Origin of the sequence: Rhodococcus sp. IEGM 1406 (assembly GCF_030056745.1) — a bacterium.
Classification (GTDB): Bacteria; Actinomycetota; Actinomycetes; order Mycobacteriales; family Mycobacteriaceae; genus Rhodococcus_F; species Rhodococcus_F erythropolis.
Map to the genome: position 1 here is coordinate 234,392 of NZ_JASHKO010000002.1, position 14,376 is coordinate 248,767.

The 14,376-nt window shown below is 63.3% G+C and carries 13 protein-coding genes; 4 read left to right on the forward strand and 9 right to left on the reverse strand.

All coding sequences use genetic code 11. The annotated features are described in order from the left end of the window. Nucleotides 1–46: 46 nt before the first annotated feature. Nucleotides 47–538 (reverse strand): hypothetical protein, encoded by a 492-nt coding sequence (locus tag QM596_RS10425; RefSeq protein ID WP_283308898.1) that lies wholly within the window; start codon nt 536–538, stop codon nt 47–49. Nucleotides 539–615: 77 nt separating this feature from the next. Between QM596_RS10425 and QM596_RS10430 the strand changes: the two genes are divergently transcribed. After that, entirely contained in the window at nt 616–957 is a 342-nt protein-coding gene (locus tag QM596_RS10430) for a metallopeptidase family protein (RefSeq protein ID WP_003944783.1), read from the forward strand. Between the two features lie 106 nt (nt 958–1,063). Next, complete coding sequence (locus tag QM596_RS10435) at nt 1,064–1,672, forward strand: hypothetical protein (RefSeq protein WP_020907744.1); 609 nt, start codon at nt 1,064–1,066, stop codon at nt 1,670–1,672. Nucleotides 1,673–1,689: 17 nt separating this feature from the next. Here the strand turns inward: QM596_RS10435 and QM596_RS10440 are convergent, their stop codons facing one another. From QM596_RS10440 to QM596_RS10475, 8 genes are all read right to left on the reverse strand, one after another. Then, entirely contained in the window at nt 1,690–2,742 is a 1,053-nt protein-coding gene (locus QM596_RS10440) for a ferrochelatase (RefSeq protein ID WP_021344248.1), read from the reverse strand. Nucleotides 2,743–2,826: 84 nt separating this feature from the next. Continuing rightward, a complete protein-coding gene (gene inhA / locus QM596_RS10445; RefSeq protein WP_283308900.1) occupies nt 2,827–3,624 on the reverse strand; it encodes an NADH-dependent enoyl-ACP reductase InhA in 798 nt (265 codons plus the stop codon). A gap of 54 nt (nt 3,625–3,678) precedes the next feature. After that, nucleotides 3,679–4,428, reverse strand: a complete 750-nt coding sequence (gene fabG1, locus QM596_RS10450) for a 3-oxoacyl-ACP reductase FabG1 (RefSeq protein ID WP_007727875.1) — start codon at nt 4,426–4,428, stop codon at nt 3,679–3,681. Nucleotides 4,429–4,498: 70 nt separating this feature from the next. Beyond that, complete coding sequence (locus QM596_RS10455) at nt 4,499–5,479, reverse strand: VWA domain-containing protein (RefSeq protein ID WP_003944878.1); 981 nt, start codon at nt 5,477–5,479, stop codon at nt 4,499–4,501. Continuing rightward, nucleotides 5,476–6,468: a DUF58 domain-containing protein gene (locus QM596_RS10460; protein WP_003944991.1), complete on the reverse strand. Its 993-nt coding sequence runs from the start codon at nt 6,466–6,468 to the stop codon at nt 5,476–5,478. The genes QM596_RS10455 and QM596_RS10460 overlap by 4 nt, the downstream gene beginning before the upstream one ends. Next, complete coding sequence (locus QM596_RS10465) at nt 6,465–7,661, reverse strand: AAA family ATPase (RefSeq protein WP_019748425.1); 1,197 nt, start codon at nt 7,659–7,661, stop codon at nt 6,465–6,467. Before QM596_RS10465 ends, QM596_RS10460 begins: the two co-directional genes overlap by 4 nt. Before the next feature lie 150 nt (nt 7,662–7,811). Next, nucleotides 7,812–9,359: an NlpC/P60 family protein gene (locus QM596_RS10470; RefSeq protein WP_029255350.1), complete on the reverse strand. Its 1,548-nt coding sequence runs from the start codon at nt 9,357–9,359 to the stop codon at nt 7,812–7,814. Between the two features lie 451 nt (nt 9,360–9,810). After that, on the reverse strand, nt 9,811–10,401 hold the full coding sequence (locus QM596_RS10475; protein ID WP_020969605.1) for an Rv1476 family membrane protein: 591 nt from the start codon (nt 10,399–10,401) through the stop codon (nt 9,811–9,813). Nucleotides 10,402–10,857: 456 nt separating this feature from the next. Between QM596_RS10475 and acnA the strand changes: the two genes are divergently transcribed. Together acnA and QM596_RS10485 are read left to right on the forward strand one after the other, a co-directional pair. Further along, nucleotides 10,858–13,659 (forward strand): aconitate hydratase AcnA, encoded by a 2,802-nt coding sequence (gene acnA, locus QM596_RS10480; protein ID WP_019748421.1) that lies wholly within the window; start codon nt 10,858–10,860, stop codon nt 13,657–13,659. Nucleotides 13,660–13,760: 101 nt separating this feature from the next. Next, complete coding sequence (locus QM596_RS10485) at nt 13,761–14,327, forward strand: TetR/AcrR family transcriptional regulator (protein WP_003944970.1); 567 nt, start codon at nt 13,761–13,763, stop codon at nt 14,325–14,327. Nucleotides 14,328–14,376: the final 49 nt, after the last annotated feature.

A 14,376-nucleotide genomic window follows, 5' to 3' on the forward strand; every position in this document is an offset into this window, starting at 1 on the left:
CGTCGGTTTGTTTCAATAGCTATTTTCAGGCAAACCGTTTGATCGGTCAACCCGCAGTCTTGTGATTGATCGCAATATGGCGGTCGATGCGAATATGTTCGTCCAGCGTCGGGTAGCGCAAACCGGTGTCCTGGCTGTACCCCTGACGGCGCAACCAGTCCAGAACATCGCCCCAGAACCAGATCCCCCCGGCGACCGAGTTGTACGGAATCGGGAAGGGAGTAGCCGCCTGCCGGACCCCTCGCACCCACTGTCCGACAGCTTGCCGCGTCACCCTCGCGCGGTCGGCAATGTCCTGACGTGACACCAAATCGGGATGCGTCCGCTGGGGACGCACGCCTGCAGCCACCAACTGGTCGACCACGGTGATAGCCGTCGTCGCCGCTCGCATACCTTCCGAGGTGAGCGTCAGCAACTGCAGTCCACGCCGGTCCTCGACCTTTCCGCCCAAGCTCTCTTCGATCGCCTGCTCTTGCGAGACTGTCAGCATCTGAACGATGAATGTGAATTCGTAACGGTGATAGAGGTCTTCGGCCACGCAATGAACATAGCCGTAAGCTGCACTGTTTCCACATGGACACACCCGGATCCCGCCCTCGCACGCACAATGGGCAGATGATCGACGTGGACGACAGTCAGTTCGAGGACATGGTCAAGCGGGCGCTCGACAGTCTGCCCCCGAAGTTGGGTGCGGAGATGGCCAACGTCGCGGTGACCGTTCAACTCGAAGGGGGACGACCGGGGTTGCTCGGGTTGTATCAGGGCATCCCACTGACCAAGAGAACCACCACGTACGCCGGCGTCCTCCCCGACCGCATCACGATCTACCGCAGGGCCATCTGTGCGATCTGCAGCACCGAAGACGAGGTGATCGAGCAAGTTCGCCGAACCGTGATCCACGAAATCGGCCACCACTTCGGGATCGGAGATCCCCGGTTGCGTGAACTCGGATGGTGACAACCGACTCATCTACAAGTCGGAAATCAGCTAGAGGTTGATAATCGGCGAATTGTCATGTCAGCTGTACCAAGCCCGCAACAATTGAACACTTACAGGAGTTCGCATGGTCAATTTGATCCAGATCGCCCCGAAGAATGCCCCGACGTTTGCGATGAGCCGACAGAAGGCCGCCGAACTGCTGGGCATCTCGGTCGACAGCGTCGCGTTTCTCCTCAAGTCTCGCTATCTCCCGGATCTGGACGCCGGCCGGTTGATCTCGATGGCCAACCAACCCTGGTTGTACTCGGACGGCGACTTTCCCGTGCTACAGCAAGGTGCATCCGAACTTGCACCGAAGAAGATGCTCCCCGCCCGTAAGTACATCGGCGAGAGCGCAATTCACTCCGACGCCGAATGCGTGGAAGCCAACCAGGGGCAGTGGGCGGGATTCAACGTCGACCATGTGCTCGGCGCCCGCTTCCTGCCTGTGACGCTGCGCAAGTTTCCGGTGTCGGTGCTGCAGATCCACGACGTCAACGACGACGACGAAGAACGAGTGTCATTTGTAGCGACCCTCGCCGGGCGAGTCCGCGAACTGGGGGCGCCCAAGCTCAACTACATCGACCCGTCACTGAGCCCCGAGGATCGACAGATCGTCGAGACGCTCCTCACCTCACGCAGCACGTCCACCGTTCCGGGACCCTGCGGAAAGCTGAAGCAGCCGAACTCCTGAGCGTCGAAAAGCTTCCGTCAGCGGGGGCGCTGAACGGCCGCGCAGCAGTTCACCGCACACGAAAGACCGTTGGTGGTCGAGCCGAGCAGCGGCTCGACCCCCAATCGCAGTGGCTGCTCGGCGTCGGCCAGTTCCCGAACGAGCGTGGGCACCAGCTGCGCAAAACGCTGATCGCGGCCGGGTGTCGCGGCGCGCACGAAATCCATACCGAGTTCGGCCGCCTTGTCCTTGGCCTCGGTGTCCAGGTCCCACACCACTTCGAGGTGATCGGAGACGAAACCGACAGGACACACGATCACGGCGCGAACGTCCTTGGCGGACAGCGTATCCAGGTGATCACAGATGTCGGGGTCGAGCCACGGAACCTGCGGCGGGCCTGATCGCGACTGCCACACCAGATCAAAATCTTCGACGCCGACGGCCTCGGCAACCAACTTCGCAGCCTCGGCAACCTGTCGGCTGTAGAGGTTTCCGCCCTCTGCCGGCGGCCCTGCATTGCGGTCTGCGGCACTCGGGACCGAATGCGCCGTGAACACCAGGCGCGCGGTATCGCGAGTCGCTTCGGGCAACTCTGCGCGGGCCGCGCGCACACCGTCGGCGAACGCGCCGACGACGAGCGGATGGTCGTAGTACTGGCGAAGTTTTGTCAGCGTCGGTGCGCCGTCACCGACGGCTTCACGGGCACGGACGATGTCCTCGTGGTACTGCCGACATCCCGAGTAACCGCCCCACGCCGACGTGGCGAACACGGCGGCATTGCGGACACCGTCCTCGCGCATCTTGGCGACGGTGTCTTCGACCATCGGGTGCCAGTTGCGGTTGCCGAAGTACACGGGCAGGTCCACGCCGGCTGCTGCCAACTCACCTTCGACCCGTTCGATCAGGTCTCGGTTGAGCGCGTTGATGGGCGAAACTCCACCGAAATGCATGTAGTGCTCGACAACGGCGTCGAGCCGCTCCGGTGGCACTCCCCTACCGCGCGTGACGTTTTCGAGGAACGGCCGTACGTCTTCGGGTTTTTCGGGACCGCCGAACGACAAAACGAGAAGAGCATCGAACTGCATGTCCATACTTGCGGTCATGAGTTCAATCTTGCGTGATGCCGTTCGGCGGGGGTCACCCGGGTACTCACCTGTGTAGTAGAAGGGGTGCTACTAGCCGACCATCGCGTGGAAGCCGCCGTCGACGTAGATGATCGACGCGGTCGTGCCGGGCAACCAATCCGAGAGAACGGTGCAGACCGTTTTGGCGACCGGCTCGCGATCGTCGACGTCCCAGCCGATGGGCGCAGCACCGTCCCATGCGGTGTTCAGCTTGTCCAACTCCGCGCCCGGACCGGTGCTGTCGCCGGCAATGGCCTTGGCGGCCAGGGTCTTGATCGGGCCGGAGGACACCAGGTTCGAGCGGATGCCGCGGACGCCCACCTCTTTGGCCACGTACCGATTGACGGCCTCGAGGGTTGCCTTGGAGACACCCATCCAGTTGTAGAAGGGCATTGCGCGTGCCGGATCGAAATCCATTCCGACGATGGACGCGTTGTCGTTGAGCACTGGCAGCAAGGCCTTGGCCAGTGCGCTGTACGAGTAGGCGGACACCTCGAGTGCGACCGCCACGTCTTCCCACGGCGCGTCCATGAACGGGCTTCCCAGGCAGGAGCGGGGAGCGAAGCCGATCGAGTGGACCACGCCGTCGATACCCTCGGGAGCCAGCTCGCGCACACGCTCGGCGAGAGATGCGAGATCCTCCGAGCTCTGGACGTTGAGCGCGATTGCCGGCGGCACGGGCTGCGGCAGTCGCTGGGCGATGCGATCGATGAGGCGCAGACGATCGAATCCGGTGATCAGTACCTTCGCGCCCTGCTCCTGCGCGACCTTGGCCACGTGGAACGCGATCGACGAATCGGTGATGATGCCGGTGACAAGAATGGTCTTACCCTCGAGCAAACCGCCCATGAGATGTCCTCCTGATTTCAGACGTACGAGAAAGGTGTGTGTGCGAAAAGCGGGTCAGTGCCCCATGCCGAGTCCGCCGTCGACGGGGATGACTGCACCCGAGACGTATGCCGAATCGTCGGAGGCGAGGAAACTGACAACTGCTGCAACATCTTCCGGCTTTCCGGTCCGCTGCAACGGGATGAACTCGGTGGCCTTGTCCTTCACGTCGTCGCCCAGTGCTGCCGTCATGTCGGTCTCGATGAAACCCGGTGCGACGACGTTGGCGGTGATCGAACGCGAGCCGAGTTCCCTTGTCAGGGAACGAGCGATACCGACGATGCCTGCCTTGGACGCGGCGTAGTTGACCTGGCCGGCTTGTCCCGCCAGACCCACCACCGAACCGAGGAAGATGAAGCGTCCGAAACGCGCGCGCAGCATCGACCGGGTCGCACGCTTCGAGAGGCGGAACGTACCGGTGAGGTTCGCGTCGACGACGCTCGTGAACTGCTCTTCGCTCATTCGCATGATCAGTGTGTCGTCGGTGACGCCGGCATTGGCGACGATGACCTCGACCGGCCCCTGGTGCGCTTCGACCTCTTTGAATGCACGGTCGATCGACTCGGTGTCGGTGACGTCGCAAACGACGCCGAACAACCCTTCGGGGACACCGGAACCGCGGTGCGTGACGGCTACCTTGTGGCCGTCTGCGGCGAGCCGCTGAGCGACGGCCAAGCCGATTCCGCGGTTACCGCCGGTGACGAGCACCGAGCGCGGTGTGGTGACGGTCCGTTCGGAAACCACTGTCGTGGGAGGGGTAGACATGGCGATCAACCTATCAATTCTTTGCGGGCCGCGTACCAGCGGTATTTGGACAATTCGGAACTGCTCTCGATCAGGGCAGACGCTGCCTGCGTACCAGGGCAATCGTCAGACCAGCGGTCGCGAACACGACGCCGAGGACCAACCACGGTCGACTCGCATCGCCTCGTGTCGTCTCGAAACCGATCTGCTCTTCGAGCGTGTCGTACACCTGGCGCAGTTCTTCGAGGCTCGATGCCGTGAAGAAACTTCCGCCGGACAGGTTGGCGATCTCCTTCAGTGACGCATCGTCGACCGGGACGGGGATTCGGTCTCCTTCGATCTCGACTCGCCCGTATGTCGTTCCGAAGGAAATGGTCGAGATCGGAACGCCCTTGTCCTTGGCCTGACGGGCAGCGGTGAATCCGCCCCGCGGATCGTCCGAGTTCTCGGGAACGGTCTGCTTACCGTCGGACAGCAACACGATGCGCGCCGGCGGCGCCTGATCGCTGCCGCCGAGAACAGCCGACAGCGTGTCGATCGACTGCAACGAGGTGAAGATCGCCTCGCCCGTCGCCGTTCGCTCACTGAGCTTGAGGTTGTCGATGGCGACCTTCGTCGCGTCACGATTCGTGGTGGGCGACACCAGAACCGAAGCGGTTCCGGCAAATGCGACCAACCCGAGGTTGATGCCGGGAGTCAGACCGTCGGCGAACGACTTGGCAGCTTCCTGCGCTGCTGCCAATCGCGTCGGCTCGACGTCGGTGGCCTGCATCGACAGCGACACGTCGATCACGAGGATCACCGTGGCACGGTTTCGCGGGACCTTCTTGTCTGCCGTCGGACCGGCAAGGGCGACGGTGAAGAACACCAATGCGATGACCATCAGAATCGCCGGAATATGACGCCACCGCCCGGGCCGCGAAGGCGCGACCTTCTCCAACAGTGCGAAGTTCGTGAACCGAAGTGTGTGCTTGGCTCGCTGCTTCTGCACGAGTACGTAACCGACCACCAACGCGGCGATGACAGCGAGGAACAGCAGCCACCACGGTGCGGTGAATTGAGAAAGACTCACGAACGAACGCCCCCAGTTCCGGCGCCGGCACCATAACTGTGTCGGCGTGCCGAGATGAATCTCACGACGTCGGCGATCCAGTCCCGATCGGTGTGCAGGGACATGAGCGGTGCGCCGCAACGACGTAGAGCTTGCCTGACCTCGACGCGGTGCTCGGCGGCGACTCTGGCGAAGTCGGCGCGCAGTTGCGGCGTCGTGGTGAATTCTCTGGTCCGGCCGGACTCGGGATCGTGGAGCACCACGTCGCCGACGTCCGGAAGTTCGAGGTCGCGCGGATCTACCACCTCGACGCCGAGCACGTCGTGACGTCCCGAAATGGCGCGCAGCGAGCGTTCCCAGTCGATCGGCCCGAGGAAGTCGCTGATGACGACCGCGAGTCCGCGCCGACGCTGTGGCCGTCTGAGCGCTTCGATCGCGCCGACCAGATCACCGCGTACCCCGTCCGGGGCGTGCGGAGTCGTCGCGATCTTGCGGAGCATCGCCTGTGCATGAATGCGCCCACCGCGGGCCGGAATTCGAGTTGTCTGGGCGCCCGTCGAGATGATGGCGCCGACGCGGTTACCGCCCGAACTGGTCAGGTGAGTGATCGCCGCGGCTGCGGCGACAACCAGGTCGCGCTTCTCGCATCCGGCGGTCCCGAAGTCGAGACTTGCAGACAGGTCGATGACAAGCCACGTCTCGAGCTCACGATCCGCGACCGACTGGCGCACGTGTGGGTGAGTCGTCCGCGCGGTCACGGACCAATCCATCTGCCGCACGTCGTCGCCCGGCTGATACTCGCGGGCGTCACCCGGTTCGGAACCCGGGCCGGGAATCAGGCCGAGGTGATCGCCGTGCAGCACACCGTCGAGGCGACGACGAACCGTCAGCTCGAGGGTGCGCAGCGCAGCGGTGAGTTTGGGATCGCTGAGCTCGCCGGATCGGAACGACGGCGGCGAACCGGTGGATCCGGCGGGTGTCGCCTGGCCACCGTCGCGGCCTTCGGTCACTGCGGGCGACTCATCGTCTCAGCGGTCGCGATCGGCGCGCCGTTTCCCTGTGGATTGACTGTGCCCTGTGGATTCGCGGTGCCCTGTGCGTTGAACTGAGGTGCCTGCGGTGCGCCCTGCTGAGGCGGACCGGGAACGGTAGGAACAGGCCGCGCGGCGATCTGCGGCAGTCCGACGGTCTGCAGCACCCGGGCGATGACCGCGTCGGGAGTCACCTCGTCGGCCATGGCGTCGTAGGAGAGAACGAGGCGGTGGCGCAACACGTCCGGGATCACCTCGATGACGTCCTGCGGCACGACGTAGTCGCGGCCGCGGACGAGAGCGAGAGCCCGCGACGCGGCGATGATGCCGAGCGTCGCGCGGGGTGAGGCGCCGTACGCGATCCAGCCCGCGACGTCCTCGAGTCCGACCTCACGCGGCGTACGCGTAGCGGCGATGACCCGGACAACGTAGTCGACGAGCGCGTGGTGGACGAAGACGTTGCTGGCGACGCGTTGGAGCCTGACCAACTCCTCCGGACCGAGGATCTGGTGCGGCTCCGGGGCTGCCACGCCCATCCGGTAGACGATTTCGCGCTCTTCCTCCACTGTCGGGTAGTCGACGAGGATCTTGAACAGGAAGCGGTCGCGCTGTGCCTCGGGGAGCGGATAGACACCCTCGTTCTCGATGGGGTTCTGTGTCGCCATCACCAGGAACGGGTCGGGCATGTGGTAGCGCTTGCCGCCGATCGAGACGTGGCGTTCTGCCATCACCTCGAGGAGCGCGGACTGCACCTTGGCCGGGGCACGGTTGATCTCGTCGGCCAACACGAAGTTGGCGACGACCGGTCCGAGTTCGGTGTCGAACTCCTCGCGGCCCTGACGGTAGATGCGCGTGCCGATGAGGTCGGTTGGCACCAGGTCGGGGGTGAACTGGACGCGGGAGAACGAACCGCCGACGACCTTCGCGAAAGTCTCGACGGCCAGCGTCTTGGCGACACCGGGTACGCCTTCGAGGAGGACGTGCCCCTTGGCGAGAAGTCCGACGAGAATGCGCTCGACAAGCCGGTCCTGCCCGACGATGACTCGCTTGACCTCGTAGATCGCTCGTTCCAAGGTCTGAACGTCGGCTGCCAGGGAAGGTGCTGCTCCGTCCGCACTTCCGCTCGCCTTGCTTACGTCGACCGTTCCGACCGAATCTTCACGTGAGGTCACCAAGAATCCATCGCTTTCACCTAGAAAAGTACCGACAGTAACGTGTTCCCCGTCAACTATTCCAGGTAGTTGCGCTCGATGCCGTAACACCACGTCGGGAACTTGATAGTTCCCTGACAATGCGGGTGTCAGCGGCATTTCCTCTGACGGTCAGGACACCAGTCGGACGGCGTACGGCGTCATTCCGCCCCAGCGAACCGGGGAGACCATGACACTCGAACCGGATTGTGGTGCCTCGAGCATCTGCCCGTTACCGAGGTAGAGCGCCACGTGCTGGCTGGCGTTGGGGCCGTAGAAGATCATGTCGCCGCGTTTCATCTCCGAAGACGGAACCTGCGTGCCCGCGGTGTACTGATAGCCGGTGTAGTGCGGCAGCGAGATTCCGATGCCGGCGAAGGCGTAGATCATCAAGCCCGAGCAGTCGAACCCGACTTTGTTGAAGTCGCCGTAACTGTCGGCGACGCCGCCGTCACGGATGCCTCGCGTCGGACCGTTTTCGTCGCCGCCGCCCCAGGCGTACTGCACGCCGAGCTGAGACATTCCGCGGTCGATGACGGATTCGATTGCAGCGCTTCCGGTAACGGAAGGCTTCGGCGTGCTGGGCTTCGGCGTCGTCGGCTTGGGGGTGGTGGGCTTGGGCGTCGTGACCGTTTCCTCTTCGGTACCGGTCTCTTCGTCCGTGCCTGTTTCCTCGTCGGTCCCGGTTTCCTCGTCAGTCCAGGTGTCGTCGTCGTCCGGGATGACGGTCGGAGTCGGGTCTTCCACAGCGGTGTGCGGACGCTGAGCCGCTGCCAGTGCTGCAGCTCGATCCTTGGCGGCCTGGTCGGCAGCTGCGCGGGCAGCAGCCTGTGCGGCAGCTTCCTTGGCGGCAGCTTCGAGAGCCTTCTGATGAGCTTCCTCGGCGCGACGCTGCTCGTCCCACGTCGCATACGCCTGGCGTTGGCCCTGCAAACCTGCGACTGCATTGCGGGCGGCGTCGAGCTGAGCCTGAGCGGAGTTCCGCTCGGCTTCGATCGCGGCCTTCTTGGCAACCTGCTGATCGAGAGCGTTGCGCGCGATCTGAATCGCCTGCTCGGCCAGATCCTTCAGTTGTGCCGCGACCTCGGCGGCGGCGTCGGCCTGCTGCTTTGCCTGGCGGGTCGCGGAGTCCTTGTTCGCCTGCTCGGTACGTGCTCGTTGGAGACCGTCAAGCACTGCGCTCTGCGTATTGGCGAGCAGTTTGAGGACCTGCGCGCGGTCGAGGACATCGCCCGGGCCCTTGGCGTCGAGGAACGACGAGATGGACGCGGTGTTGGTGCCCTTGACGTAGCTCGAGCGTGCGTACTTGTCGAAGTCCGTCTGAGCGACCTCGATCTGCGCCGACGCGTCCTTAAGAGCTTGTTTGGTGACGCCGACGGCCTGCGCTGCGGTGTCTGCGGCGCCGCGAGCGTTCTGCAGATCCACGAGCGTCTTGTTGACGTCTTCACGCTTGATCGCAACTTCGTTGTCGAGTGCCGACAACTGTTCGTTGGCCGATGCGACTTGATTGATGAGCGCGCTGACGGTGCCGACGCTCGACGAGACCTGCGAATCGGCCGCAGCGATGTCCGAGTCACTCGGATTCGGCGGCGGCGGTGGTACGGCCGAGGACATGGCGGGCGTACCGACGATCAGGGACCCGACAACGCCGAATCCGATGACCAGTTGCGCCAGGCGCATCGACTTACGGGAAGGACCACGACGGGACTCGCCGCCACGTGTTACTTGCCTCACAAATAACTCTCCCTCGCGTGTAACGCCACGGCCCGCTGGGTCGCCGATCCGTGCGGGGAGGGAATGCGCAGACCAAGCACCGGTCGCCCACAGCCCGAGAGCTGCTCGTCGACCTGGACGTGCCGTACGAACGCCACCGTCGACACCTCGAGAACAAGGCAACCGACAAGTACGCGTCGAACAACATCAGCCTGTCTGCGACACTTCTTCCCCAAAAAGTGCCAGTTGTACCGTACGACACTCAAGCGTTCTTTGGAAACTTTAGCCACAAATAACACAAACGGTATTTGAGCTGGTCGAATGGCATGCAGTTACCAAAAAGGGCAGGTACTCACCGCAAACAGCGGTGAGTACCTGTTTTCGACGAGTTACTGAAAATCTCGCAAAAGGACCAAGGTCAGACGGAATCGGCCCGGTGGTCGGAAGATGTCGCCGTTTCTGAAGTCGAAGCGATATGTCTGGTTTGCGCGTTTTCCGGCTCTCGCCGCCACTTGACGGCAAAGGTAATTCCGGCAATAACCGCAACCAGTGCGATGACAAGGACCGTGTAAAGCGTCCACGGCGGACCCGGCGCCACGATCTCGTGCGAGAAGCGGTCCGCGGTCACGCTCGCGCTTTCTCCGAAAGATCGGTCCTGCGCGGTTTCGAGCTGCACGCGACTGATCGAGTCGCTGTAGCTACCCATCCAATCTGGGCTCAGAACGAGAACCGTGCCGCCTTCGGTTTTGCCGACCGTCGTGGCCAGGTCGCGAAGATCGGAAGGCCGGCCCGGATTTGCGTCGACCACTACGACGCTCAAGTCGACACCACGTTCACGGGCGTCGGTCACCACCGCAGTCAGCCCCACAACATCGGACTCCGGGGCGGAGACGCCGTCCGTCGAAAGGTCCGCGAGCACGTCGTCGAGATCGACATCCGACGGAACAGCGACGTGCAACGGGGACTTCACGTGCACAGGCGCAAAAGCGTGATTGGTAGGAGCAGACATCTCTCATCCGGGTGCTGTTCGGATTCCGTCCACCGCTGAGATGCGGGGAGTTCTTCCGAGGTCGTTTTTCGGCGGCCGACCCGCGACGGGCCTGCATGCAGCCTACTTCAGGTCGACTGCCACCAGGCGTCACACGCAACCGCCGCGCGTGCCGCCCGAGCGGTAACTGTGGGTGTGGTCACCCAGCCAAGCCTGCGTTGCGCAGGCCCGCAGTCTGCATGAAGATTGTTTCGGTCAACTTGCCCTGAATTCTCACAGGACAAGCGTACTGTTAGACTTGGACCAAGAGGTACCACCGGTCAGGACAGGTTCTACTGCAGCTCCGATGTTCGGACAGTTCTCACGCGAACTGTGCGATTGGCGTGAGCTACGGAGGGTCTTCCCGGCCGAAGTACCTCGCTTCAGCTGCCGACACAGCCCCGTCGGTAGCGACCCTCATAGACGAGTGGAGCAGACGTGAGCACCAGTATCGATTCATTCGGAGCCAAGGGAACCCTCGAGGTCGGTGAGAACTCTTACGAGATCTTCCGCCTCTCGGCCGTCCCCGGCACCGAGAAATTGCCCTATTCCTTGAAGGTTCTCGCCGAGAACCTTCTCCGCACCGAAGACGGTGCCAACATCACCGCGGATCACATCCGCGCAATCGCGAGCTGGGATCCCTCAGCCGAGCCGAGCATCGAAATCCAGTTCACGCCTGCCCGCGTGATCATGCAGGACTTCACCGGTGTTCCTTGCATCGTCGACCTCGCCACCATGCGTGAGGCCGTCACCACCCTCGGCGGCGACCCGAACAAGGTCAACCCGCTCTCCCCCGCCGACATGGTCATCGACCACTCGGTCATCCTCGACGTCTTCGGCCAGGCCGACGCACTCGAGCGCAACGTCGACCTCGAATACGAGCGCAACGGCGAGCGTTACCAGTTCCTCCGTTGGGGCCAGGGCGCATTCGACGACTTCAAGGTCGTCCCCCCGGGAATGGGCATCGTTCACCAGGTCAACATCGAGTACCTGGCGCCCACCGTCATGTCCCGTAACGGACAGGCATACCCCGACACCTGTGTCGGCACCGACTCGCACACCACGATGGTCAACGGCCTCGGCGTGCTCGGCTGGGGCGTCGGCGGCATCGAGGCCGAGGCAGCAATGCTCGGCCAGCCCGTCTCCATGCTGATCCCCCGCGTTGTCGGCTTCAAGCTCTCCGGTGAGATCAAGCCCGGCGTCACCGCAACCGACGTCGTGCTCACCGCCACCGAGATGCTCCGTAAGCACGGCGTCGTCGGCAAGTTCGTCGAGTTCTACGGCAACGGTGTTGCCGAGGTTCCGCTCGCGAACCGCGCAACGCTGGGCAACATGAGCCCCGAATTCGGTTCCACCGCAGCGATCTTCCCGATCGACGCCGAGACCATCGAGTACCTGCGCCTCACCGGCCGCAGCGACGAGCAGCTCGCTCTCGTCGAGGCGTACGCCAAGGAACAGGGCCTGTGGCACAACCCCGACAAGGAACCCGTCTTCTCGGAGTACATCGAGCTGGATCTGGGAACCGTTGTTCCCTCGATCGCCGGCCCGAAGCGCCCGCAGGACCGAATCCTGTTGTCGGAGTCCAAGACTGCGTTCCGCAAGGACATCCACAACTACGTGGAAGAGAACTACCCGACCGAGCACACCCAGCTCGACGAGGCCGTCGAAGAGTCCTTCCCGGCTTCCGATCCCGCGGTTCTGTCGTTTGCCGACGACGGAGCGGTCGACGTTCTCTCTGCTGCCAACGGTGCAGAAGGCCGTCCGAGCAAGCCGGTCGTCGTCAAGTCCGACGCCGGTGAGTTCGTTCTCGACCACGGCGCCGTCGTTGTTGCAGGTATCACCTCCTGCACCAACACGTCCAACCCGTCGGTCATGCTCGGTGCTGCACTGCTCGCACGCAACGCCGTCGAAAAGGGCCTCGCCACCAAGCCGTGGGTCAAGACCAACATGGCTCCCGGTTCGCAGGTCGTCACCGATTACTACGAGAAGGCCGGCCTGTGGCCGTACCTCGAGAAGCTCGGTTACTACCTCGGCGGTTACGGCTGCACCACGTGCATCGGTAACACCGGACCCCTGCCCGAGGCAGTCTCGAAGGCCATCAACGACAACGACCTCTCGGTCACCGCGGTGCTCTCGGGTAACCGTAACTTCGAGGGACGTATCTCCCCCGACGTCAAGATGAACTACCTGGCTTCCCCGCCGCTCGTGATCGCATACGGCCTCGCCGGAACCATGGACTTCGACTTCGAGACCGATTCGCTCGGTAACGACACCGACGGAAACCCCGTCTACCTCAAGGACATCTGGCCGTCCACGCAGGAAATCGAAGAGACGATCAAGTCCTCGATCGACCAGGACATGTTCCGCAAGTCGTACGCAACCATCTTTGCGGGCGACAGCCGCTGGCAGAACCTCGAAACCCCGAAGGGTGACACCTTCGAGTGGGACGTGAACTCCACCTACGTGCGGAAGCCACCTTACTTCGACGGCATGACGATGGATCCGGCTCCGGTCAAGGACATCAAGGGCGCTCGCGTCCTCGCACTGCTCGGCGACTCGGTCACCACCGACCACATCAGCCCGGCAGGTCCGATCAAGGTCGGTACCCCCGCTGCGCAGTACCTCGACTCCCACGGCGTCGAGCGTGCGGATTACAACTCCCTCGGCTCGCGTCGCGGTAACCACGAGGTCATGATTCGCGGAACGTTCGCGAACATCCGTCTGCGCAACCAACTCCTCGACGACGTCTCCGGTGGTTACACCCGCGACTTCACGCAGGAAGGCGCACCGCAGGCATTCATCTACGACGCGTCGCAGAATTACCAGGCAGCCGGCATCCCGCTGGTCGTCCTGGGCGGCAAGGAGTACGGCTCCGGATCCTCGCGTGACTGGGCAGCCAAGGGCACCAGCCTGCTCGGCGTCAAGGCCGTCATCACCGAGTCGTTCGAGCGCATCCACCGCTCCAACCTCATCGGCATGGGCGTTGTCCCGCTGCAGTTCCCGGTCGGCGAGTCCGCAGGTTCGCTCAAGCTCGACGGCACCGAGACCTTCGACATCGAAGGCGTCGAGAAGCTCAACGAGGGCGTCACCCCGAAGACCATGAAGGTCACGGCGACGCGCGAGAACGGCGAGAAGGTCGTGTTCGACGCAGTCGTACGCATCGATACCCCCGGCGAAGCGGATTACTACCGCAACGGTGGCATCCTGCAGTACGTGCTTCGCAACATGATCCGGGGCTAGTCAACCGAGCCCTGCTCTAACCCACGTGGCGGACTCAGCGAGGTGCTGAGTCCGCCACGTGCGTTCAGAGCACAAAGAAAGCGCGAGACGAGGACAACAACGTGCCCAAGGTCAGTGAAGACCATCTCGCGGCACGGCGCAGTCAGATCCTTGACGGCGCCCGCCGCTGCTTTGCGGAATACGGCTACGACGGCGCCACAGTTCGCCGTCTCGAAGAAGTCACCGGTTTGTCCCGAGGAGCGATCTTTCATCACTTCAAGGACAAGGACGGCCTGTTCCTCGCTCTCGCAAGCGAGGATGCGAGCCGGATGGCAGATGTCGTCGCCGAAGAGGGACTCGTCCAGGTCATGCGGGACATGCTCGCGCAGCCCGATCAATTCGATTGGCTGGGAACGCGACTGGAGATAGCGCGTCGACTGCGCAACGACGCCGACTTCCGCGAGAAGTGGTCACAGCGCTCCGTAGAACTGACGGAAGCGACCAGTGCGCGCCTCGCCAGACAGAAATCGGCCGGTCGGCTCCGTGACGACGTTCCCACCGAAATTCTGATCGGATACCTGGATCTGGTGATGGACGGCCTGGTCGCGAGAATCGCCTCCGGCCACGGCGTCGACAACCTTTCGGCAGTTCTCGATCTGGTCGAGGAATCGGTGCGGCGGCGAGATTGAGGGGCTTCGCCCCTGTGAGTGGTTGAGGAGTGCGGGGACTCCCTAACCA

Coding starts and splice junctions, on each gene's coding strand:
- QM596_RS10440 (WP_021344248.1), bottom strand. CDS start 2,742: ATGGACATGCAGTTCGATGCTCTTCTCGTTTTGTCGTTCGGCGGTCCC.
- QM596_RS10435 (WP_020907744.1), top strand. CDS start 1,064: ATGGTCAATTTGATCCAGATCGCCCCGAAGAATGCCCCGACGTTTGCG.
- QM596_RS10470 (WP_029255350.1), bottom strand. CDS start 9,359: ATGCGCCTGGCGCAACTGGTCATCGGATTCGGCGTTGTCGGGTCCCTG.
- QM596_RS10430 (WP_003944783.1), top strand. CDS start 616: ATGATCGACGTGGACGACAGTCAGTTCGAGGACATGGTCAAGCGGGCG.
- inhA (WP_283308900.1), bottom strand. CDS start 3,624: ATGGGCGGTTTGCTCGAGGGTAAGACCATTCTTGTCACCGGCATCATC.
- fabG1 (WP_007727875.1), bottom strand. CDS start 4,428: ATGTCTACCCCTCCCACGACAGTGGTTTCCGAACGGACCGTCACCACA.
- QM596_RS10475 (WP_020969605.1), bottom strand. CDS start 10,401: ATGTCTGCTCCTACCAATCACGCTTTTGCGCCTGTGCACGTGAAGTCC.